At 69.8% G+C, this 23107-nt stretch carries 16 protein-coding genes; 2 read left to right on the forward strand and 14 right to left on the reverse strand.

What is annotated here, in order from left to right; genetic code table 11:
• Positions 1–2: 2 nt before the first annotated feature.
• From ACIQFY_RS10835 to ACIQFY_RS10870, 8 genes are all read right to left on the reverse strand, one after another.
• Positions 3–833 carry a prepilin peptidase gene (locus tag ACIQFY_RS10835; protein WP_400339986.1) on the reverse strand — a complete coding sequence of 277 codons (831 nt, stop codon included), beginning with the start codon at positions 831–833 and terminating at the stop codon, positions 3–5.
• Positions 830–2704, reverse strand: coding sequence for a hypothetical protein (locus ACIQFY_RS10840; protein WP_400339988.1), 1875 nt, complete (start codon positions 2702–2704; stop codon positions 830–832). The genes ACIQFY_RS10835 and ACIQFY_RS10840 overlap by 4 nt, the downstream gene beginning before the upstream one ends.
• Positions 2701–3405 carry a hypothetical protein gene (locus ACIQFY_RS10845; protein WP_326495849.1) on the reverse strand — a complete coding sequence of 235 codons (705 nt, stop codon included), beginning with the start codon at positions 3403–3405 and terminating at the stop codon, positions 2701–2703. Before ACIQFY_RS10845 ends, ACIQFY_RS10840 begins: the two co-directional genes overlap by 4 nt.
• Entirely contained in the window at positions 3402–4862 is a 1461-nt protein-coding gene (locus tag ACIQFY_RS10850) for a hypothetical protein (protein WP_400339991.1), read from the reverse strand. Before ACIQFY_RS10850 ends, ACIQFY_RS10845 begins: the two co-directional genes overlap by 4 nt.
• A gap of 77 nt (positions 4863–4939) precedes the next feature.
• On the reverse strand, positions 4940–5368 hold the full coding sequence (locus ACIQFY_RS10855; RefSeq protein WP_400339994.1) for a type II secretion system protein: 429 nt from the start codon (positions 5366–5368) through the stop codon (positions 4940–4942).
• Between the two features lie 192 nt (positions 5369–5560).
• Positions 5561–6784 carry a type II secretion system F family protein gene (locus ACIQFY_RS10860; RefSeq protein WP_081985133.1) on the reverse strand — a complete coding sequence of 408 codons (1224 nt, stop codon included), beginning with the start codon at positions 6782–6784 and terminating at the stop codon, positions 5561–5563.
• Entirely contained in the window at positions 6784–8457 is a 1674-nt protein-coding gene (locus ACIQFY_RS10865) for a type IV pilus twitching motility protein PilT (RefSeq protein ID WP_400339997.1), read from the reverse strand. The genes ACIQFY_RS10860 and ACIQFY_RS10865 overlap by 1 nt, the downstream gene beginning before the upstream one ends.
• Before the next feature lie 19 nt (positions 8458–8476).
• On the reverse strand, positions 8477–10147 hold the full coding sequence (locus ACIQFY_RS10870; protein ID WP_326495852.1) for an ATPase, T2SS/T4P/T4SS family: 1671 nt from the start codon (positions 10145–10147) through the stop codon (positions 8477–8479).
• A 369-nt stretch (positions 10148–10516) separates the two neighbouring features.
• On the opposite strand from ACIQFY_RS10870, the gene ACIQFY_RS10875 reads away from it, so the two are divergent.
• Positions 10517–10882: a VOC family protein gene (locus ACIQFY_RS10875; protein ID WP_400340000.1), complete on the forward strand. Its 366-nt coding sequence runs from the start codon at positions 10517–10519 to the stop codon at positions 10880–10882.
• A gap of 146 nt (positions 10883–11028) precedes the next feature.
• Here ACIQFY_RS10875 and ACIQFY_RS10880 read toward each other — a convergent pair whose 3' ends face one another.
• The 6 genes from ACIQFY_RS10880 to ACIQFY_RS10905 form a co-directional block, all read right to left on the reverse strand.
• Complete coding sequence (locus tag ACIQFY_RS10880; RefSeq protein WP_066657075.1) at positions 11029–14910, reverse strand: DNA-directed RNA polymerase subunit beta'; 3882 nt, start codon at positions 14908–14910, stop codon at positions 11029–11031.
• 47 nt (positions 14911–14957) lie between these two features.
• Positions 14958–18446, reverse strand: coding sequence for a DNA-directed RNA polymerase subunit beta (gene rpoB, locus ACIQFY_RS10885; RefSeq protein WP_066657077.1), 3489 nt, complete (start codon positions 18444–18446; stop codon positions 14958–14960).
• Positions 18447–18793: 347 nt separating this feature from the next.
• Positions 18794–19369, reverse strand: coding sequence for a hypothetical protein (locus tag ACIQFY_RS10890; protein ID WP_400340004.1), 576 nt, complete (start codon positions 19367–19369; stop codon positions 18794–18796).
• Positions 19370–19702: 333 nt separating this feature from the next.
• On the reverse strand, positions 19703–20365 hold the full coding sequence (locus ACIQFY_RS10895) for a response regulator (RefSeq protein WP_400340007.1): 663 nt from the start codon (positions 20363–20365) through the stop codon (positions 19703–19705).
• Complete coding sequence (locus ACIQFY_RS10900) at positions 20362–21549, reverse strand: histidine kinase (RefSeq protein ID WP_326495855.1); 1188 nt, start codon at positions 21547–21549, stop codon at positions 20362–20364. Before ACIQFY_RS10900 ends, ACIQFY_RS10895 begins: the two co-directional genes overlap by 4 nt.
• The gene (locus ACIQFY_RS10905) at positions 21546–22046 is read right to left on the reverse strand and encodes a hypothetical protein (protein WP_400340009.1); all 501 of its coding nucleotides are present in this window, start codon (positions 22044–22046) and stop codon (positions 21546–21548) included. Before ACIQFY_RS10905 ends, ACIQFY_RS10900 begins: the two co-directional genes overlap by 4 nt.
• 132 nt (positions 22047–22178) lie before the next feature.
• Between ACIQFY_RS10905 and ACIQFY_RS10910 the strand changes: the two genes are divergently transcribed.
• Entirely contained in the window at positions 22179–23021 is an 843-nt protein-coding gene (locus ACIQFY_RS10910) for a spermidine synthase (RefSeq protein WP_400340011.1), read from the forward strand.
• Positions 23022–23107: the final 86 nt, after the last annotated feature.

Below are 23107 nucleotides of genomic sequence, written 5' to 3' on the forward strand. Positions count from 1 at the left end.
GGTCAGGAGAGGCCGAGGAGCCCGAGGTAGGCCGACCAGAGGGGTACGCCGAGGACGATGCCGATCCAGGCGCCGACGAGCATCGACGGCCCGAAGGGGACTCCGCTGCCCATCCGTGCGCGACCGACGGCGACGAGTGCGATCGCGACCGTACCGCCGACGAGGAAGCCGCCGAAAGCTCCCACTGCGAGGGGTCCCCATCCGAGGTACGCGAGCACGAGGCCGAGGACCACGGCGAGCTTGACGTCGCCGAGCCCCATCCCCCCGGGGACCGCGAGCGCCAGGACCAGGTACGCACCACCGAGCACGACGGCGCCGAGGAGACCGCGCAGCAAGGCGCCCCAGTCTCCGGACACCGCGGACACCGCGCCGAGGAGCACCAGCAGCACGACAGCAGCCGGGTAGACGACGGCGTTCGGCAGCCGGTGCGTGTCGAGGTCGATCAGCGAGAGCGCGACGCTCACCGCCATCAGGAACAGCAGGGCGGCGAGCATCACGGTCCGACCGAGGGCCTCGCCGACGGTGGTGGCGCCGAGCGGCTGGGGGACGACGAGGGCGACGAGCACGAACAGGACCGCGGTCGCGCCCTCGACCGCGGGGTAGCGGGCCGAGATGGGAGCGGCGCAGTCGCGGCACCGCGCGCGCAGCAGCAGCCACGAGAGAACCGGGACGTTGTCCCGCCTGCGGATCGGGTGGTCGCATCGCGGGCACGCGCTCGCCGGCGCGACGACGGAGATCCCGGCGGGGACACGGTGCACGACGACGTTGAGGAAGGAGCCGATCGCCAGACCGAGCACACCGGCCAGGGCGGCGAGGACCCAGGCGGCGCTCACCGGCAGGCTCCCGTGCTCGTCCTCGCGCACGCACCGTCGACCTGGTACGCGGACTGCACCTCGACCTGCGTCGTCACGCCGTACGAGGTCGAGACGGGCTGCAGGAACTTCGGCGGGGCGGTGGTGAGCAGCCGCTGGTCGTACACGTAGTTCTTCGAGAAGCCGGTGTTCCCGGTGGTCGCGACCGGTCCGCGCCAGTTCTGCGCGATGGAGCCGACGACCTTGAGCGTGCCGAGCTTCGGTCCGACGTCGTAGTTCTGGTTCCAGAACGTCCCGGCGTTGCTGGCGATGGCACCGCTGATGGTGATGCCGTCCCCGGTCGAGCGGTTCAGCAGGGCGATCCCCGAGTTGTTGCAGGCGGTGCCGTCGGACGCGTACGAGGTGCACTTGGTCGGGTTGTACACCTCGACCGCGTTCTGGCCGACGAGGCCGAGGATGTCGGTGGTGGGGTCGGCGTACGTCACGCTGCCGGTCGCCCAGATCGTGCCCGACGAGGCGATCGTCATCGCGCCGGCGAACGGCCCGCTGACGAAGACGTCGCCGGCGGTGCACGAGTAGGTGTCCGGCGCGGAACCGGCCTGCGTCGTGTTGTTGCGGCCGGCGCTGCGGCCGTTCACCCACTCCCCTGCGGCCGGGTAGCCCATGCCGTTGCTGAACGGCTGGTTCGCCTTCGTCGTCGCCCGGCCGTTCGCCCCGACCGTGACCGTCGTCGTGCAGTAGGTGTTGGTGTACTTCGACGGGAAGGTCCCCGACCAGGTGTTCACGTTGTTCGTCGCCGACGGGACGTCCTGCACGTACACGAGGTTCGCGGGCAGCGTGGGGATCGTCGCGCCGCCCTGGCTCTGCAGGGCGTCGATCGACCCGCAGAGCGACGCTGCCTTCGCGGTGTCCGCGCTCGCGGACACCTCGCCGGACTGGCTGTCCACCCGGATCTGCGTCGCCTTCGACCACGGCGACCAGACCGTCATCTTGCCGCCTCCGAGGAAGGTCACCCGGGTCGGGCCCGTGTACAGGCAGCCGGGACGGGGAACCGTCGCCGGGATGTCGGTCCGGGTCTCCTGGGACATGTTCGAGTTCAGCGCCGGAAGCCCCAGGTACGGCACCGGTGACGGATCACCACCGAGGAACTGGCCGCTGCAGGTCCCGCTGGACGGACGCACCCGCGTGTCGTGCTGCTCGACGCTGCCGTTGAAGGTCGTCGCGCACGCCGCCGTGAAGACGTCGTTCGTCCGGATCGGGCCGTTGAGGACGTCGGTCCCGGCGAACTGCACGGCCTGGCACCTGTTCGACACGCCTCCCTGCCACTGGTAGGCGGTCGTGCAGTCACTGCCGGAGATCGACGGACTCGACGACTCGTAGTTCGTGAAGTACAGGTAGTTGATGAAGCCGTCGCCCTTGAGGTTCGCCACGAGCGACCGGACGCTCCCGCCGGACTTCCCCGTGACGCGGACCCGGAGCACGCCCTTCGACGAGTAGTCGGCGTTGTCGACCTCGTACCGGAAGAACTGGTCCGTGGAGCCCACGACGGACGCCCACTGCGAGCCGCTGCTGGTGAAGGCGGTGTTCTTGTCGTCGCCGGTGAACGTCGACCCGCTCGTCTTGCTGAACTGTGCTGCCGCGTTGCCGTAGAGCGCGTAGCCGTTGTCGTTGGACAGCTTCGACTGGTAGTCGGCCAGGCCGGCGTACGCCGCGGCCATGGCGTTCTGGAAGTTCCGGTCCGTCGCCGACTTCACCGCCCCCGAGGTGGACACCGCGACCATCGTCGCGACGAGCATGAGCATGACCGTGCCGAAGATCACGACGTTCGCCAGGGCCATGCCCCGGTCGTCGCCGTGCGCGCGGCGGAGGGCAGCACTGATCCGGCCGATCACGGCGTCGCTCCGGAGTTCGTGCCGTAGGCCACGTTGAAGAGGTACAGCGTGTTCTGGATGTGGGTGTTGCCCGGGGTGTCCGCGGTGGGGGCTCCGAGCTCGAGGTTCACGCGGACGGCGCGGACCGCTCCGAGCTGCGTCGCGGCCAGGGAACCGTCGGCGAGGGTCGGCAGCGGAGCCCCGTTCGCACCGAGGTAGGTGAAGAGCGGATCGCCGTCCCCGGTCGGGGACGACACCGCTCCGCCGAGGACGGTCGAGCTGGTGGGCGGCTGCGTCGGCGCGGGGAACGTCGTGAAGCCCTTCGTCGTGGTGCCCGTCCACCGGTCGAGCACGATGCCCTTCGCCCCGTTGAGCGAGTACCGCACCTGCACCGGGACGTCGGTGGCGTTGCCGTCGAGGTTCACGAAGGCGGTGAACGTCATCCTCGAACCGTCGGCCTGGGTCACCGCGGACGCGTAGGTGCCGTCCGCCTTCGGCAGCAGGCTCGCTGCGTGCACGTAGCGGGTGAGCGAGTTCATCACGACCGACGCCGATCGCGCGTTCTGGTCGGACCGGGTGTTCGTCGACCCGGCACGCAGCGTCGCGGTGAAGAAGCCCCCGACCGCGACGAGGATCACCATCGAGATGCTCATCGCGACGATGAGTTCCATGAGCCCGACGCCGTCGTCCTCGTGCCGGAAGCGACGGAGCACCCGCATCACGAGGTCTGCCCGCGCGGGTCGAGGGTGAGCGTGTTGTCGTAGCTGATGACGATGAGCGCGGTCTTCCTGTTGACCGTCCCGGGCGTGACCGGCGCGACGTTGGAGGCGTTCGTGGCGATCTCGTTGCGCGACGTCGACCCGAACGTCGTGCCGGACGAGATGGTCCACGTGCCGAAGGGCAGGGCGATGGTGGCGGTGTCCGCGGACGACACCGGGAACCTCATCGTCATGCCCGCTGCGCAGCCCGGATCGCCCGGACCGGGGTTCGCGGAGGAGACCGCGGTGACGTAGCGCCCCTTGACGCCCTTGACCGTCGCGACACCCATGCGCACGGAACCGCTCGAGGGCTCACCCGCGCTCGTCGTGATCACGTCGGGGGTGGCTCCGACCGCTCCGTCCGCGTTGGGCGTGGTCCACGCGGCGGGGCTCGGGCTGAGGCAGTTGACCCTGGCGTTCGGGCTGTTCGAGTAGGGGCCGGCGTAGGCCGTGTACCCGGAGGTGAAGGGGAAGACCAGGAGCGAGGGCGTCGAGGTCGAGGTGATCGCGAGCGTCGTGCTCGTCGTGTCCCAGGGCGTCACCGTGTCGAGACCGCCGCCGGTGCTCGAGAGCACGGTGGGCATGTTCGTGGGGAGCGTCGCCCCGTAGGACTGCGCGTACCCGAGCGTCAGTCGGCTCGCGCGGTCGTAGACGAACGGGACGGGGGCGCTCGCGCCGGCGGCAACGGTGATCGGGGTCTGCTGGGAGGGCTGCTTCTGGTCGGTGTCGATGCCGCCCGCGACGCTGGCGGTGACGGTGTAGTCGCCCGGGGCCACGTTCACCGCGTACGAGCAGCCCTGGGAGTCGGTCGGCAGCGGGGAGGTGCTCGGTGCGACGGCGCCGCTGCCCGAGATCGGCGTCAACGAGACGGTCACGCCGGCGAACGGCGCACCGGACGCGTTCGCGACCGAGACGATCACGGTGCCGTAGCCCGGGTCCGTGACGGCGTCGCTCGGGGCGATCGCCGAGGTCATCGACGTGGAGGACGTACCGCCGCGGGCGTTCGGCCAGGACACCGTCGCGACGACGCTCTTGTAGGCGAGCTTGCCGTTCGAGGTGCCGCACGCGCCGCTCGCGCCGTCGCTCTGCACCCACCGCACCGACCGGTCGATCTGGTAGGTCACGCCGCCGAGGGTCTTCGTGTTGACCGCCCCGTCCTTGCTGATGACCTTGAAGATGCCGGCGGTCGTCGCGGCGGCCGTCTGCCGCATCGAGTCGATGTCCTGCGAGGCGAGGGCCACCGCGGTCTCGCGGCCACGGCTCGTCTGGGTGAGCTGGAGGGTGTTCGCGATGCCGTAGGCGATCCCGACGCTCATCACGGCGAAGACCATCATGGCGACCATGACCTCGATGACCGAGAGGCCCGCCTCACGGGTCGTCGGGTCGACCGGGCGCAGGACGCGCTGCAGGGTGCGGATCACGGTCACCTCCTCGGTGGTGGTCGGTGCGACGGAGGGGCGACCCGTCCGTGGACGGGCCGCCCCTCTGGGTCAGAGGACTAGCAGGTGCCCTTGGCCGCTGCGGTCGTGTCCGAGATCTTCCAGCTGGTCTTGGTGTCACCGACCGCGCAGATGGAGAAGGAGCTCCCGGTTGCCGCGGGGACGTAGGTGAACGTCGTACCGTCACTCTTCGTGTAGCCGTACGGCGTCATCGTCGCCGGAACCGCGAACTCCGCCGTCGTCGGCAGCGTCCCGTTCTTGTCCGTCTGGAACGCGATGACCGCGGTCTTCGCGTTCGCCAGGTCGGACTTCACCGTCGCGTCCTTCGCATTGTTCTGCACGTTCAGGTACACCGGGATGGCGATCGCGGCGAGGATGCCGATGATGATCACGACGACCAGGAGTTCGATGAGCGTGAAGCCCTTCTCCTTGTCCTCGAGGAGGCCCTTGCGGCGAGCGTCGAGCTTGCCCATGAGAGCGAAGTACATGGTGGTTCCGTTCTTCTCGGGAATGCGATGGGGGTTGTGCCGCAGACTGCTCCGCCGCCGCTGGCAAGCGTATTGACGGCACTTTCCGGGCATAATCCCGAGAACGGGGGTGATCCGTGCTGCGAAATGCCCCCAGTACCGGGGGTGCGGAATTCCTGACCGACCCCCGAACGGAGGGCGTAGACCGTCGAGTTACTTGACGAGCGAGGAGATCTGGAAGATCGGCAGGTAGAGCGCGACGATCATGCCGCCGACCACGACGCCGAGGAATGCGATGAGCAACGGCTCGATGAGCGACGTCAGGGATTCCGTGGTCGATTCCACCTCGGAATCGTAGAAGATTGCGATCTTCTCCAGCATGACCTCGAGCGAACCGGCGTCCTCGCCCACCGCGATCATCTGCGCGACCATCGGCGGGAAGACGTTCTCCTTTGCCAGTGGCTCGGCGATCGATTCGCCTTTCCGGACGCTTTCCGCGACCCGGTCGAGCGCTTTCTGCACGACGAAGTTGTTTGATACTTCTCCGACGATCTTCAATGCCTGCAGGATGGGGACGCCGGCCCCGATCATGTTCGAGAAGTTCCGGGCGAACCGGGCGATGACGATCTTCTTCGTCAGCTGCCCGAACACCGGCATCCGCAGCAGGATCGGATCCCGGAACGCCCGGAAGCGGTCCGTGTTCTTGTTCCCCCGGTACCAGAGCCACCCGACGACGACGAGCACCGCCAGGATCGGTCCGGCCCAGCGCATCGCGTGCGAGAGCTGCACGAGGATCCGGGTCGGCAACGGCAGCTGCCCACCGAGCGACGCGAACATGTCCTGGAAGATCGGCACGATGAAGACGAGCATGACGACGACTGCCAGCAGCGACATCACGAGCACCACGACCGGGTAGGTCATGGCCGACTTGATCGTCGACCGGAGCTTGTGCTCCTTCTCGAAGTTCGTCGCGATCGAGTCCATCGCCTGGTCGAGGAACCCGCCGGTCTCCCCCGCGCGGATCATGTTGATCATGATCGGCGGGAAGTCGACCGGGTACTTCGCGACGGCGTCCGAGAACGAGACGCCGCGCTCGACGTCGTCCCGCACCTTGCCGAGGATCTCCTTGAGCTTCTTGTTCTCGGTCTGGCCCGCCAGGATCGTCAGCGCACGCAGGAGCGAGAGCCCGGACGAGAGCATCGTCGAGGCCTGGCGCGACATGATCGCGAGGTCCTTGAGCCCGACGCCCTTCTCGAGCCCCGGGATCTTGATCTCGGTCTGCAGCCCGGTGCCGGGCTTCGCCTCGGTGATGGCGATCGGCGAGACGCCCATGCCGCGCAGGCGCTGGACGACCGCGCCCTCGGACGCGGCGTCGAGCCGACCCTTGACGAGCTTGCCGGCGCCGTCGCGGCCCCGGTAGTCGAACGCGAGCGACATCAGTGGCCTCCGGAGTACTTGTCGCCGAAGTCGATCTCGGATGCGGCGATCGCGGCGGCGGACGAGTCGGACGGCGACTCGACACGCTGCACGAGCCGGTCGAAGCCGTCCTCGTCGTGCACCTTCTCCATCGCCGCAGCGCGGGTGACGGTGCCGACGTTGACCAGCTCGGCCAGGTCCTGGTCCATCGTGTGCATCCCGGCGTCGCGGCCGGCCTGCATCGCCGAGGTGATCTGGTACGTCTTGCCCTCGCGCACCAGGTTCGCGATCGCCGGCGTCGTGCGCATGATCTCGGTGGCGACGACCCGGCCGGTGCCGTTCGCCTTCGGCACGAGCGTCTGGCAGACGACACCCTCGAGCGTCGCCGCGAGCTGCGTTCGGATCTGCCCCTGCTGGTGCGGCGGGAACACGTCGATGACGCGGTCGATGGTGCCCGGAGCGCTCTGCGTGTGGAGCGTCGCGAAGACGAGGTGGCCGGTCTCGGCCGCGGTGAGCGCGACGGAGATGGTCTCGAGGTCGCGGAGCTCACCGATCAGGATGACGTCGGGGTCCTGCCGCAGCACGTGCTTCAGCGCGGCGGCGAACGAGTGCGTGTCCGCCCCGACCTCGCGCTGGTTGATGATCGCCTTCTTGTGGTCGTGCATGAACTCGATCGGGTCCTCGACCGTCACGATGTGGTCGGCCCGGGTCTCGTTGACCAGGTCGATGAGCGCTGCGAGGGTCGTCGACTTGCCGGAACCGGTCGGCCCGGTGACGAGCACGAGGCCGCGGGGCAGCTTCGCGAACTCCCCCACGTGCTCCGGGATGCCGAGCTGCTTGAGCGTCTTGATCTTCGTCGGGATGATGCGGAAGGCCGCGCCCCAGTTGCCACGCTGCTGGTAGTAGTTCACGCGGAAGCGGAACTCCGGCGACAGGGAGTACGCGAAGTCGAGTTCCTGCTCGTGGTCGAACTGCCCGGCCTGCTCTGGGCTCAACAGGGTCTTCAGTGCGGCGATCACCTTGTTGCGTGCCCAGGGTCCCCCGGGGACCGCGGGCCGCAGGGAGCCGTCGACCCGCACGGTGGGCGGGGCGTCGGCGGTGACGTGGAGGTCCGAGGCCCCCTGGTACACGACCTGCGAGAGCGCCGTGATGAGGTCGGCGTCGGCGACCTCGCGCGCGTGGCGCGTGAAGCCGATCTCGGGGTGCGCGCCGGCGTCGACGGCGCGGCCCTGCGTCGTGGTGGTGACGGCCTGGAGGCTCGTGGTCGGCACCGCGGGCGCCACCGGCAGGTGCTCGGTCACCGTCTCGGCGTAGCCGTACGCGGCGGTCGACGGCGGGACGGCCGCCGGGGGCGTGGCCGGCGCGGCCTGCGGCTGCGCGACCGGGACGGCGACGGGGTCGCCGGCGGGCGGCGGCCACGAGGATCCGCTGGAGGTCGCAGCCGCGGACGAGCCGCCCCACGCCGCCGGTGCGCCCCACGCGGGCTCGGTCGACAGGTCGTACACGGCACTGCTCGACGTCGGCACGGGAGAGCGGTCGCTCGACGACGCCGAGGGTGCCGACGCCGCAGCGGCCGCAGCAGCGGCAGCGAGCCGCGCAGCCCGACGACCGCCGACCTCGTTGCCCGGCCGTCCGGGGTGCCATCCGGCGACGGGGTCGTCGCCGGCCTCGATGTCGTACACCGATTCGTTCATCGTCCTCGTGCTCCCGGGACTACGCGACCACGCGCAGGATCTCGTCGACGCTGGTCATGCCGAGCTTGACCTTCTCCCACCCGTCCTGTCGGAGGGTGAGCATGCCCTGCTGCTGAGCGACGCGGCTGATCTCGGCGCTCGAGGCCCGTGCGACGGCGAGCCGCTCGATCTCCTCGGTGACGGTCATGACCTCGTGCAGGGCGATCCGGCCGCGGTAGCCGGTGTTCGAGCAGACGGCGCAGCCGATCGGCGCGAAGAACTCCGGCACGGCCGCGTCCGCACGGTCGAGGAACCCGAGCGCGTGCAGCTGCTCGGCCTCGTAGACCGCCGGGGCCTTGCACCGGTCGCAGAGCCGGCGGGCCAGACGCTGGGCGACCACCGAGTCGAGCGCCGACCCGACCAGGAAGGGCTCGATGTCCATCTCGGTCAGACGGGTGACGGCCGACGGTGCGTCGTTGGTGTGCAGCGTCGAGAGCACCAGGTGACCGGTGAGCGACGCCTCGATCGCGATCTGCGCCGTCTCGTGGTCACGGATCTCACCGAGGAGCACCACGTCGGGGTCGGAGCGCAGGATCGAGCGCAGCGCGGACGCGAACGTCAGCCCGGCCTTCGGGTTCACCTGCACCTGGTTGATGCCGGCCATCCGGTACTCGACCGGGTCCTCGACCGTGATGACGTTGATCTCGGGCTTCGCGACGGCGTTCAGCGTCGTGTACAGCGTGGTCGACTTGCCCGAACCGGTGGGTCCGGTGACCAGGATCATGCCGTACGGCTTCGAGTAGGACCGCTGGTACGCCTGGAAGTTCTGCTCGAGCAGGTTGAGGTCCTTGAGCGTCAGCGACGTGTTCGTGTTGTCGAGGATCCGCATGACGACCTTCTCGCCCCACACGGTCGGCAGCGTCGCCACCCGCAGGTCGATCTGCCGACCGCCGTGGCGCACCGACATGCGGCCGTCCTGCGGCTTCCGACGCTCGGCGATGTCGATGTCACTCATGATCTTGAGCCGGCTGATGACACCGTTCTGGATGTTCTTCGGCGCCGGGGCCATCTCGTGCAGCACGCCGTCGATGCGGTAGCGCACCCGGACCTCGTGCTCGCCCGGCTCGATGTGGATGTCGGACGCGTGGTCCTGGATGGCCTGCGACACGAGCAGGTTCACGAAGCGGACGATCGGCACGTCGTCGAGCGCGCCGTCGGTCAGGTCCACCTGCTGCTGGGTCGGGGCGGCCGACTGGTCCTCGAACGACGAGGTCAGGTCGTTGAGCTCGTCGTCGGCGCGCAGGTACCGGTCGAGGGCGCTCACCAGGTCGCGCTCGTCGACCTGCAGCGGCTTGATCGAGCGACCGGAGGCGGTGCGGGCGTCGTCGATGGCGAGCACGTTCGAGGGGTTCACCATCGCCAGCACGAGCGTCTCGCCCTCGAACCCGACACCGAGCACACCGTGCCGACGGCAGAGCGCCGCGGGCAGCATCGACACCGCCGTGCCGTCGACCGGGTAGTCGGTCAGCGGGACGGTGTGCGCGTTGTTCGAGGCCGCACGCGCGGTGATGTACTGCGCCTCGCTCACCACGCCCTGGTCGACCAGGGTGCGGATCGAGCGCTCGTCGATCGCTTCGTCCCCCGTCATCGAGTCGAGGTGTTCGATCGGCAGTGCGCCGTTGAGGATGAGGATCTCGGAGAGCGTGGCCATGTGTCCCGGAGCCTCCTTCGGGTCGAGACCGGGTCGTGGGGATGCGTCCCGCAGCGGTGCGGCGCCCGTCCACGCTATTGCCGCGGTGCGCGGCGACCGCAGTCCCACAACGAGGGGGCGACGGGGTGGCGGGTGTCCCCAGTGCAGGGGTACCCGCCGGTACTGGGTGGTCCGGACGATGATCGACACGGGTCGATGCTCCGTCGCGAGCGTGCTCGCGGGGTGGGCGGTCCGGCGATCGGTGGAGCACTCGGTCGAGACCCCGGGCTGTGCAGGAACGGACGCGACGGGGTCCACGCGCGGTCGCCGCCCGCACCGCCCCACGACGAAGTCCTCGACGTGCGGCGCCGCCCCGGGCCATGATGAGCCATGGACATCACGAGCGTGACCGTGGGCCTCCCCGTCTCCGACATCGAGGCGTCCTGCCTCTGGTACGGCGCCGTGTTCCAGCGTGCGGACCCCGACCTGGAGCCCGAGGACGGCGTCGTCGAGTACGAGATCGGCGGCATCTGGCTGCAGCTGTACCTCGACACGGACGCCGAACGGCGCCCGGCGACCGTCCGGTTCGGTGTCGACGACGTCCGGTCCCAGCACGCCCGCATCGGGTCGCTCGGCATCGACGTCGGACCCGTCGAGTGCGTCGACGGTGCCGTCGACTGGTTCGACGTCCGCGACCCCGACGGCAACGTCCTCAGCCTGTACTCGTTGGTCGACGAGAAGGGCCGCACGGCCTGAGACGCGACCCCGCGCCGGCCTGGAGGCGCGTGGCGGGCCCGCCACGAGCCTCCAGGCCGGCAGCACGCCGCTGACCGGCCACGTGCCGGCAACGAGGAAGGCCCCCGCATCCGAGGATGCGGGGGCCTTCCGGGTTCAGCTCAGGCTCAGTTGTAGGTCCCGGGCGTGAAGTCGTCCGACGAGAAGCTGTCGAAGTCGACGAAGCTCAGGTCGGCGTCCGAGAACGAGGAGTCGTCGGCGAAGATGCGGTTGGGGTACCGCTCCGCCTTGGCTTCCTCGGTCGCGGCGACGTCCACGTCACGGTACCGGCTGAGGCCCGTCCCGGCGGGGATGAGCTTACCGATGATGACGTTCTCCTTGAGGCCGACGAGGTGGTCCTGCTTGCCCTCCATGGCCGCCTGCGTGAGGACGCGGGTGGTCTCCTGGAAGGACGCGGCGGACAGCCACGACTCGGTCGCGAGGGACGCCTTCGTGATGCCCATGACCTCCTGGCGAGCCGAGGCGGTCTTGCGACCCTCCTGCAGCGCCGCACGGTTCAGCGCGTTGTAGCGCGACCGGTCGACGAGCTCACCCGGCAGCAGGTCGGTGTCGCCGTGGTCGACGACGGTGACCTTGCGGAGCATCTGGCGGACGATGACCTCGATGTGCTTGTCGTGGATCGGCACGCCCTGCGAGCCGTACACGTCCTGCACACCGTTGACGAGGTGCTTCTGGACCTCGCGCACACCCTTGACCCGGAGGACCTCCTTCGGGTCCACCGTGCCGGCGATGAACTGCTCGCCGAGCTCGACGTGCTGGCCGTCCTCGATGAGGAGGGTCGCACGCTTGAGCACCGGGTAGATGAACGGCTCGTCGCCGTTGTCCGGCGTGAGGATGATCCGACGACCCTTGTCCGTGTCCTCGATCGTGACGCGGCCGGGGGCCTCGGCGATCGGGGACGCGCCCTTCGGGGTGCGGGCCTCGAAGAGCTCGGTCACGCGGGGCAGACCCTGCGTGATGTCGTCGGCCGAGGCCGAACCACCCGTGTGGAAGGTACGCATCGTCAGCTGGGTACCGGGCTCACCGATGGACTGGGCGGCGATGATGCCGACCGCCTCGCCGATGTCGACGAGGTTGCCCGTGGCGAGCGAACGGCCGTAGCACTTCGCGCAGACACCGACGGCCGACTCGCAGGTCAGGACCGAGCGCACCTTGATGCTCTCGACACCCGCCTCGAGCAGCGTGTCCAGCAGGACGTCACCGACGTCCGAACCGGCTTCGGCGACGACCGTGCCCTTCGCGTCCGCTGCCTCGGTGGCCAGCGTGCGCGAGTAGACGGTGTTCTCGACGCGCGGGTCGCGGACGAGGGCGCCGTCGGCACCCACGGTCGCGATCGGCAGCTCGAGGCCACGGGTCGTCCCGCAGTCGTCCTCACGGATGATGACGTCCTGCGACACGTCGACGAGACGACGGGTCAGGTAGCCCGAGTCGGCGGTACGGAGAGCCGTGTCCGCCAGACCCTTGCGGGCACCGTGCGTGGCGATGAAGTACTCCGCCACGGTCAGGCCCTCGCGGTACGAGTTGATGATCGGGCGGGCGATGATCTCACCCTTCGGGTTGTTCACCAGACCACGCATACCGGCGATGTTGCGCACCTGCAGCCAGTTACCACGAGCACCCGACGAGACCATGCGGTTGATGGTGTTGTCGACCGGGAAGTTGTCGCGCATCTCCTGCGCGATCTCGTTCGTGGCCTCGGTCCAGATCTTGATCAGGTCGGCGCGGCGCTCCGCGTCGGTGATCAGACCCTTGTCGAACTCGCCCTGGACCTTGGCGGCCTGGACCTCGTAGCCCGCGATGATCTCCTTCTTGCGAGGAGGCGTCACGACGTCCGACAGCGCCACGGTCACACCGGAGCGCGTGCCCCAGTAGAAGCCCGCGTCCTTGATCCGGTCCAGCGCAGCGGCCGTCTCGGTCTTGGAGTAGCGCTCGGCGAGGTCGTTGACGATCGCGGAGAGGGTGCCCTTGTCGGTGACGCGCTGGACGAACGGGTAGTCCGCCGGCAGCGTCTCGTTGAAGAGCGCACGGCCCAGGGTGGTCTCGAGGAGGATCGGCTGACCGACCTCGTAGCCCTCCGGCGCCTCGCCCTCGGCGAAGTGGACACCCGACATGCGGATCTTCACCATCGCGTTGAGGTGCAGCGTGTTCTGGTCCTTGGCCAGGATCGCCTCGGCGACCGACGAGAACGCACGGCCCTCGCCGAGCGCGCCCTCGCGGACGGTCGTCAGGTGGTGCAGACCGATGATCATGTCCTGTGCGGGCAGGGTCACCGGACGGCCGTCCGACGGCTTGAGGATGTTGTTCGAGGCGAGCATCAGGATGCGGGCCTCGGCCTGGGCCTCGACCGACAGCGGCAGGTGCACGGCCATCTGGTCACCGTCGAAGTCCGCGTTGAACGCAGCACACACGAGCGGGTGGAGCTGGATGGCCTTGCCCTCGACGAGCTGCGGCTCGAACGCCTGGATGCCCAGACGGTGCAGCGTCGGCGCACGGTTCAGCAGCACGGGGCGCTCGCGGATGATCTCCTCGAGCACGTCCCACACCTGCGGACGCGAACGCTCGACCATGCGCTTGGCCGACTTGATGTTCTGCGCGTGCGACAGGTCGATGAGGCGCTTGATGACGAACGGCTTGAACAGCTCGAGCGCCATCTGCTTCGGCAGACCGCACTGGTGCAGCTTGAGCTGCGGGCCGACGATGATGACCGAACGGCCCGAGTAGTCGACGCGCTTGCCGAGCAGGTTCTGGCGGAAGCGACCCTGCTTTCCCTTGAGCATGTCGCTCAGGGACTTCAGGGCGCGGTTGCCGGTACCCGTGACGGGACGACCACGACGACCGTTGTCGAACAGTGCGTCGACCGCTTCCTGCAGCATGCGCTTCTCGTTGTTCACGATGATCTCGGGGGCACCGAGGTCGAGCAGGCGGCGGAGGCGGTTGTTGCGGTTGATCACACGACGGTAGAGGTCGTTGAGGTCCGACGTGGCGAAGCGGCCACCGTCGAGCTGCACCATCGGGCGCAGCTCCGGCGGGATGACCGGCACGACGTCGAGCACCATCGCGGCCGGCGAGTTGCCGGTGGCGAGGAAGGAGCTGACGACGCGCAGGCGCTTGATCGCGCGGATCTTCTTCTGACCCTTGCCCTCGGCGATCTGCAGGCGCAGCGACTCGGCCTCGGCGGCCAGGTCGAAGGCCTCGAGCCGCAGCTTGATCGCCTCGGCGCCCATGTAGGCGTCGAAGTAGATCCCGAAGCGGTCCTGCAGCTCGTGGAACACGGCGTCCTCGGGCTTGAGGTCGCCGACCTTGAGGTTGCGGAAGTCCTCCCACACGCGCTCGAGGCGGGTGATGTCCTCGTCGAAGGACTTGCGGACCTGGGACATCTCCTTCTCGGCGGTGTCCTTGGTCCGGCGCTTCACGTCGGCCTTGGCGCCCTCTTCCTCGAGCGCTGCGAGGTCGTCCTCGAGCTTCTTGAGGCGGTCGGCGATGATCGAGTCGCGCTGACCCTCGAGGTTCTTGATCTCGAGGCGCATCTCGTTCTCGAGACCGGGCATGTCGGCGTGACGGCCCTCTTCATCGATGTCGATGATCATGTACGCCGCGAAGTAGATGACCTTCTCGAGGTCCTTCGGCGCCATGTCGAGCAGGTAGCCGAGGCGCGACGGGACGCCCTTGAAGTACCAGATGTGCGTGACGGGCGCGGCGAGCTCGATGTGGCCCATGCGCTCACGGCGGACCGAGGACTTGGTGACCTCGACGCCGCAGCGCTCGCAGACGATGCCCTTGAAGCGGACACGCTTGTACTTGCCGCAGGCGCACTCCCAGTCGCGGGACGGACCGAAGATCTGCTCGCCGAACAGACCGTCCTTCTCGGGCTTCAGGGTGCGGTAGTTGATGGTCTCCGGCTTCTTGACCTCGCCGTACGACCACTGACGGATGTCCTCGGCGGTCGCGAGGCCGATCCGGATGGCGTCAAATGACGTTGCTTCGAGCAATGTTCTTCTCTCTTGCTGAGTTCGAAACGTGTTCGGTACGGGCCGGCTCAGATGTCGTCGACGGACGACGACTCGAACCGCGAGGAGATGTTGATGCCGAGCTCTTCAGCGGCACGGAAGACCTCGTCGTCCGTGTCGCGGAGGCTGACCGCCTGGCCGTCCGCCGAGAGGACCTCGACGTTCAGGCAGAGCGACTGCATCTCCTTCATGAGGACCTTGAACGACTCGGGGATGCCGGGTTCCTGGATGTTCTCGCCCTTGACGATCGCCTCGTAGACCTTCACGCGGCCGAGGATGTCGTCGGACTTGATCGTCAGGAGCTCCTGGAGGGCGTAGGCGGCGCCGTACGCTTCGAGCGCCCACACCTCCATCTCACCGAACCGCTGTCCACCGAACTGCGCCTTACCACCCAGCGGCTGCTGCGTGATCATCGAGTACGGACCGGTCGAACGGGCGTGGATCTTGTCGTCGACCAGGTGGTGCAGCTTGAGGATGTACATGTAGCCGACCGAGACGGGCTCCGGGAACGGCTCGCCGGAGCGGCCGTCGAAGAGCTGCGCCTTGCCGGAGGAACCGATCAGGCGCTCGCCGTCGCGGTTCGGGAGCGTGCTGTCGAGGAGCCCCTCGATCTCGCGCTCGTACGCACCGTCGAACACCGGGGTGGCCACCTTCGTGCCGGGCGCCGCGCTGTGCGCTGCCTCCGGCAGGGCGGATGCCCACTCCTGGATGCCCTCGACGTTCCAGCCCTGCTTCGCGAGCCACCCGAGGTGGATCTCGAGGACCTGGCCGAAGTTCATGCGGCCGGGGACGCCGAGCGGGTTGAGCACGATGTCGACCGGGGTGCCGTCCGCGAGGAACGGCATGTCCTCGACCGGCAGGATCGTCGAGATGACGCCCTTGTTGCCGTGACGACCGGCGAGCTTGTCGCCCGCGGTGATCTTGCGCTTCTGGGCGATGTAGACGACCACGCGCTGGTTGACACCCGAGCCGAGCTCGTCGTCGCCGTCCTGCGCGTCGAAGACCTTGACGCCGATGATCGTGCCCTCTTCACCGTGGGGCACCTTCAGCGAGGTGTCGCGCACCTCGCGCGACTTCTCGTTGAAGATCGCGCGGAGCAGGCGCTCCTCGGCGGAGAGCTCGGTCTCGCCCTTCGGCGTGACCTTGCCGACCAGGATGTCGCCGGGGCGGACCTCGGCGCCGATGCGGATGATGCCGCGCTCGTCGAGGTCGGCCAGGAGGTCCGGGCTGACGTTCGGGAGGTCGCGGGTGATCTCCTCCTTGCCGAGCTTCGTGTCGCGAGCGTCGACCTCGTACTCCTCGATGTGGATCGAGGAGAGCGTGTCGTCCTTCACGAGGTTCTGCGACAGGATCATCGCGTCCTCGTAGTTGTAGCCCTCCCACGGCATGAACGCGACGAGGAGGTTCTTGCCGAGCGCGAGCTCGCCGTTCTCCGTCGCGGGACCGTCGGCGATGACCTCGCCCTGCTCCACGCGCTCGCCTGCGGAGACGATGACGCGGTGGTTGTAGCTCGTGCCCTGGTTCGAGCGGTCGAACTTGCGCAGGTAGTAGGTCTGCGTGCCGCCCTCGTCGAGCTGCAGGGTCACGGCGTCGGCCGAGACCTCGGAGACGACACCCGCCTTGTCGGCGGTGACGACGTCACCGGCGTCGATGGCGGTGTAGCCCTCCATGCCGGTGCCGACGAGCGGCGACTCGGAACGGAGCAGCGGGACGGCCTGACGCTGCATGTTCGCACCCATGAGGGCGCGGTTCGCGTCGTCGTGCTCGAGGAACGGGATGAGCGAGGTCGCGACCGACACCATCTGGCGCGGCGAGACGTCCATGTAGTCGACCTCGTCCTTGCCGACGAGCTCGACCTCGCCGCCCTTCTTCCGGACGAGCACCTTGTCGTCCTGGAAGTGGAAGTCGTCGGTCAGCGGCGCGTTGGCCTGGGCGACGACGAAGTCGTCCTCCTCCGATGCCGTGAGGTAGTCGATGGTCGTGGTGACCTGACCGTTCACGACGCGGCGGTACGGCGTCTCGATGAAGCCGAAGGAGTTGATCCGACCGAACGACGCGAGCGAGCCGATCAGACCGATGTTCGGGCCTTCCGGGGTCTCGATCGGGCACATGCGGCCGTAGTGCGACGGGTGGACGTCGCGGACCTCGACGCCGGCACGCTCACGGGACAGACCACCCGGGCCGAGGGCCGAGAGACGCCGCTTGTGCGTCAGGCCCGCGAGCGGGTTGTTCTGGTCCATGAACTGCGACAGCTGCGAGGTGCCGAAGAACTCCTTGATCGCGGCGACGACGGGGCGCACGTTGATCAGGGTCTGCGGCGTGATCGCCTCGATGTCCTGCGTGGTCATGCGCTCGCGGACGACGCGCTCCATGCGGGACAGACCGGTGCGGACCTGGTTCTGGATGAGCTCGCCGACGGCGCGGATGCGACGGTTGCCGAAGTGGTCGATGTCGTCCACGTCGAGACGGAGCTGGACGGGCTCGCCGTCACGGACACCGTCGAGCGTCGTCTTCTCGGCGTGCAGCGAGACGAGGTACTTGATGGTGCGGACGATGTCCTGCACGGTCAGCACCGAGTCCGAGAGCTGCGCGTCGATGCCGAGCTTGCGGTTCAGCTTGTAGCGACCCACCTTGGCGAGGTCGTAGCGCTTCGAGTTGAAGTAGAAGTTGTCGAGGAGCGCACGCGCGGCCTCGGCGGCGACCTGCTCGCCCGGACGCAGCTTGCGGTAGATGTCCTTGAGCGCCTCTTCCTTGGTGAGGACGGCGTCCTTCTCGAGGGTCGACTCGATCGAGGCGAAGCCCTGGAACTCCTCCATGATCTCCTCGCTCGTCAGGCCGAGGGCCTTGAGGAAGACGGTCACGGACTGCTTGCGCTTGCGGTCGATGCGCACGCCCACCTGGTCGCGCTTGTCGATCTCGAACTCGAGCCACGCACCACGCGACGGGATCACGCGGGCGGAGTAGATGTCCTTGTCGGAGGTCTTCTCCTGCTGGCGCTCGAAGTAGACGCCCGGCGAGCGGACGAGCTGCGAGACGACGACGCGCTCGGTGCCGTTGATGATGAACGTGCCGCGCTCGGTCATGAGCGGGAAGTCGCCCATGAAGACGGTCTGCGTCTTGATCTCACCGGTCATGTGGTTCATGAACTCGGCGTTGACGTACAGCGGCGCGGCGTAGGTCTTGCCACGCTCCTTGCACTCGTCGATGGAGTACTTCGGGTCCTCGAGCTCCGGGGACGTGAACGAGAGCTGCATGGTCTCGCCGAGGTCCTCGATCGGGGAGATCTCCTCGAAGATCTCCTCGAGGCCGGAGTGCAGCGCGAGGTCGGTGCGACCCTGCTCCTGTCCTTCGGCGAGGCGGGCCTTCCAGACGTCGTTGCCGACGAGCCAGTCGAAGCTCTCCGTCTGGAGGGCGAGCAGATCCGGCACCGTGAGGGTGTCTGTGATCTTGGCGAACGAGAGTCGCGAGTGGTTGCGACCGTTCTTGGGGTTGGTGGATGCGTTGGGCGCAGCAGCCAAGGGTGTGACCTCCGGTAGGCCCCGTCGGGCCGGTACTGACGAGCAGCACGTAGGTGAGTGGATTGATCGCTCGGCGCGACCCCGGGACCACCGACACGGAACGCACGACGGCAACGACCGTCGAGGACCTGTGGGATGATCGGTGAGCGGGTCCCGCCGCCATATACGGGACCGGCTGCACCAGGGCGCGTGTTCGACCGCAATATGACGACACACGAATGCCAGGGAGCGCGAACTGTCATCATAGGTCGCCCTGGCGCGCGCTGTCCAGTCCTGGCTTGACCGGATTCGGCGATGGCGTGTATAAGCACACCGACCGCCCCGGGATTCCCGCAGCGCGGCCCGGATCAGTCCTCGAGCGCGTGCAGCAGCTCCTCCGGGTGCTCGGTCCGGACGAAGGTCACCCGCCCCCGGTCGTCCGTGATCCGCACGCCGCGGCCCGGCGTGAGGATGAGCGCCCGCACCCCGCGGCCGAGCCGCAGGCCCACCCCGCCGAAGGTGCGCGCGTCCGCGTCGGCCACCGTCACGTCGGCGATGCGTCCCCGCGCGATCCGCCGCGTCGGCAGCGGCCGGAAGTGCAGGACGACGGCGGCGTCGGTCACCGCGATGCCGGTCCGGGCGAGCAGCAGCAGGGCACCGGCCACGAGTGCGACCACGCCCGGCAGCAGCAGCGCGACCTCCGGTGCGTCCCCCGGCCAACCGAGGACGGCCGCGGTCAGCGCGCCCCCGCCGAGCAGCAGCACGGCGCCGACCACGCGCATCCACCGAGGAGCGCGCTCACCGTCGACGGCCACCGGCCGGGAGGCGCGGTGCGGCCGGGCGGACCGGCGACTGTCCGCCGCGGCGGAGCCGGTCCGGCTGCGTGGCACGCCGGCCGGGCGCCGGGCGGGACGGAGGGTGGGGATGCTCAGGGTGTCGGTCATCGCGGGTCTCCTGCGGGAGTCGTGTTCCTGCCGCGGGCGCCCGGGTCGTCGGACGGCGCACGCGTGGTGCCGTGCGCCGTCGCACGCGGGAGGGCGGCGAGCCTCGGGTGGGGGGTGCGGGGCGCGCCGACGACGTGCGGGGCACCCGGGCGCGGTGGGGGTCGCGCGGGGTCGTGCCGGTCCACGTCGCGGTCACCCGGACCGGCGGAACACCACGGCCTCGGCCGCACGGTGCTCGACACCTGTCGGGTGACGACGACGAGAACGGTACGTCGTGTCCCTTGACGTCGGCTGGTCGTGACGTCGGCTGGTCGTGCGGGGAGGGACGCTGCGTCAGCGCAGGACGCGGGCCACGGCCTCGGCACGGGTGCGGACCCCGAGCTTCGCGAACACCTGGTTCACGTACGACTTCACGGTCGGCACCGTCAGGAAGAGCTCGGCTGCGATCTCCGGGTTCGTCCGACCGGCGGCGATCCGCTCGAGCACGTCGGCCTCCCGCGGCGTGAGCGCGGGGAAGCGGTGACGGACCCCGCCCTCGGGGTCGTCACCGGCGCCGATGATGTCGGCACCGGGGCCCGCGCCGAGCTGTGCGACGAGCCGCGCACCGACCCCGGCGTCGAAGGTGGCCTGCCCCGAGGCCACGGCGCGCACCGCGGTCGCGAGTTCCCGTCGGCCCGCGTCCTTCGTCAGGTACCCGCGCGCCCCGGCCCGCAGCGCGCCGACGATCGACGCGTCGTCGGCGTAGGTCGTGAGCACGAGCACGGCGACCCCCGGGTGTGCGGCCGTGATCGCCGCGGTGGCGGTCGGGCCGTCGGTGCCCGGCATCCGCAGGTCCATCAGCACGACGTCCGGCGGGTCGGCGTCCACCATCGCGACGGCCGCTGCGCCGTCAGCGGCCTCGCCGACGACCTCGACGTCGGGCTCGAGCGACAGCACCGTGACCAGGCCGTCCCGCACGATCGCCTGGTCGTCCACCACGAGCACCCGGATCGTCACGCCCGCTCCCCTGCACCGCCGGTCGTCGCCGGCACGCGCATCGCCACCACGAAGGACCGGCCGTCCACGCCGGCCGTGACGGTCGAGTCGTCGCCGAGCTCCGCGAACCGCTCCCGCATCCCGACGAGACCGAGCCCGCCACCAGCCCCGGAGCCCGAGCCCGCGGGGTCGAGCGCGTTCACCACCGTCACCTCGACCGCCGGGCCGGCCGCGCGCACGGACAGCTCCACGGGTCGACCGGCGGCGTGACGGCGGGCGTTGCTCAGCGCCTCCCGGGTGGCCGCGACCACGACCGCACGGTGCGCCGCGTCGACCGACACCAGGCCCAGGTCGCCGCGCGTGGTGAGCACCCCGCCGAAGGCTCGGTGGGCGTCGGCCAGCCCCGCGAGGTCCACGGGCTGCGTCACGGGCCCCGTCGTGTCGTCCCGCAGCGCGTGCACCGCACGTCGGGCCTCGGCGAGCCCGGACGCCGCGAGGGTCCGCGCCGCGCCGGCACGCCGGGTGGCCTCCTCGACGCGGCCGGCCTCGAGCAGCGCCTCGACCGCGTCGAGCTGCAGGACGAGCCCGCCGAGCGAGTGCGCGAGGACGTCGTGGACCTCGCGGGCGGCCCGCGACCGGTCCGCCAGCAGTCCGGCACGCTGCTGCTCGACCGCGGCCTGCCGGGTGCGTTCCTCGACGAGACGAGCCTGGCGGCGGCTGAACCCGACGACGGCCGCCAGGAGCAGGCCGCCTCCGGAACCGAGCACCAGGCCGACCGGTGTCCCGGCCGGCACGGCGGCGCCCGCGACCTCGAGCAGCGCCACGGCCGCGGCGACCGGCCCCACCCACGCCGGCTGCCGCGCGCTCGCACCGAGGACGACGACGCCCACGAGCGGAACGGCGACCGCCACCGCCCCCGTGGGGACGACGACGGCGGCCCCGGCGACGACCATGACCCAGGCCGCGGCGAGCAGCAGGCGCTCCCGTCGCGCGGCGACACGGAGCACCCAGGCGGCGAGCGCCACCGACCCGGTCACCCACACCCACGCGGGGTGCCCGGTGGCCGTCCCGGTGCGCACGAACCAGTACGTGACCACCAGGACGCCGAGCAGGTGCAACGCCCGGGTGAGCACGGAGCCGGACCGGTCGCGCACGGGCGCGGTCCACGCAGCGGTGGTGCTCCGCGGGTCCGGACTGCTGGTCACCGGACCATCATGCCGCTGGCCGCACGCGGGACGCGCTGGTCGACGACCAGTGCCCGTGCGGCCCGGTTCAGTGCCAGGACGAGCAGGATCGCGCCCGTCGAGGTGAGCAGGTGCGCGCCGAGGTGTCCACCGACGACGTCGAGCCCGATGCGGACCGCGACCAGGAGCAGCCACAGCCCGGCGCCCGCCCAGCCGGTGCGCGCCTGCAGCGTCCGGCCGTGGTCGTCGGGGGTCGTGGCCACGCGGAACCGGGTCATCGACCCCATCGCGAGACCGACGGCGACCGCGAGCAGGACCTCGATGCCGAGGAGGAGCACGTCGAGCGTCGTCACGGTGGCGGCCGACTGCGCGAGCACCACGACCCCGACGAGGCCGAGGACGAGCGGGGCGCGCCAGACGCGTGCCGGGTCGAGCGTCCGCCAGGTCGCCTGCCGGTACGCCAGGAAGCCGACGAGGACGAGACCGATGACGGCGTTCGCGATGAGCTGGGTGGACACGGTGTGCCTTCCGACGGGGTGTCCGGCGCGGGTCCCCGACCGGTGCTCCCAGCCTCGTGAGCCGGCGGTCGGCAGCACACCACCCACGGGTGGTGGTCCGGGTGGGGATCACGGTGGTGTTCCATGGGAGGCATGGCTGATGCGTTCGACGGGTTCCGGATCGGTGCGGGCTGGGCGTCGGTGGAGCCGGACCGGCACCGCCCCGGGTCCTTCACGCTCGTGGTGGACGGCACGCCGCAGTCGCACGTCGACCTCGAGGACCCGACGCACCTGGCGTTCGAGTACATCCGGCGCATCGGACACGCGATCGACCTCCTGCCGGAGGGACCGATCACGGCGCTGCACCTCGGTGCGGGTGCACTGACCCTGCCCCGGTACGTCGCCGTCACCCGCCCGGGCTCGCGGCAGCAGGTCGTGGAGCTGGAGCGGGACCTCGTCGAGCACGTGCGCGAGGTGCTCCCGTTCCCCCGCGGCGCCTCGATCCGGGTCCGCTACGGCGACGCCCGCGAGGTGCTCGGCAAGCTGCCGGCCGGCCTCCGCGGCACGGTGGACCTGGCGGTCGTCGACGTGTTCGGCGGCTCGCAGATCCCCGCGCACGTGACGAGCGTCGAGTTCTACCGCTCCGTCGCCGAGTTCCTCTCCCCCACCGGGATCGTCGCCGTGAACGTCGCGGACGGGGCCGGCCTGGCCTTCGCACGCGGGCAGGCATCGACGCTGCAGGCCGTCCTGCCGTCGGTCGCGGCCGTCGCCGACACCGGCATGCTCAAGGGGCGGCGGTTCGGCAACATCGTGCTGCTCGGGTCGCTGACCGACCTCCCCGTGGCGGACATGCCCCGGCGCTACTCGTCCGACCCGATGCCGGCGAAGGTGGTGCACGGGCAGGAGCTCCGTGCCTTCACGGCGGGCGCGCCCATCGTCACCGACGCGACCGCGGTCGCGTCCCCCGAACCGAACCGCAGCGTCTTCGGCGGCTGAGCCCGCGGTCGCGTCCCGACCACACGCCGGACGGGAGGCGCGGTGCCGGTCCGGTGCCGGGCCTCCCGGCCGTGGGACGGGTACAG

Origin of the sequence: Curtobacterium sp. NPDC092190 (assembly GCF_044755625.1) — a bacterium.
Taxonomy (GTDB): domain Bacteria; phylum Actinomycetota; class Actinomycetes; order Actinomycetales; family Microbacteriaceae; genus Curtobacterium.

Excerpts from the sequence above, each read along its gene's own strand:
- ACIQFY_RS10910 (WP_400340011.1), top strand. The coding sequence starts at position 22,179 with ATGGCTGATGCGTTCGACGGGTTCCGGATCGGTGCGGGCTGGGCGTCG.
- ACIQFY_RS10855 (WP_400339994.1), bottom strand. The coding sequence starts at position 5,368 with ATGTACTTCGCTCTCATGGGCAAGCTCGACGCTCGCCGCAAGGGCCTC.
- ACIQFY_RS10875 (WP_400340000.1), top strand. The coding sequence starts at position 10,517 with ATGGACATCACGAGCGTGACCGTGGGCCTCCCCGTCTCCGACATCGAG.
- ACIQFY_RS10870 (WP_326495852.1), bottom strand. The coding sequence starts at position 10,147 with ATGGCCACGCTCTCCGAGATCCTCATCCTCAACGGCGCACTGCCGATC.
- ACIQFY_RS10865 (WP_400339997.1), bottom strand. The coding sequence starts at position 8,457 with ATGAACGAATCGGTGTACGACATCGAGGCCGGCGACGACCCCGTCGCC.
- ACIQFY_RS10860 (WP_081985133.1), bottom strand. The coding sequence starts at position 6,784 with ATGTCGCTCGCGTTCGACTACCGGGGCCGCGACGGCGCCGGCAAGCTC.
- ACIQFY_RS10890 (WP_400340004.1), bottom strand. The coding sequence starts at position 19,369 with ATGACCGACACCCTGAGCATCCCCACCCTCCGTCCCGCCCGGCGCCCG.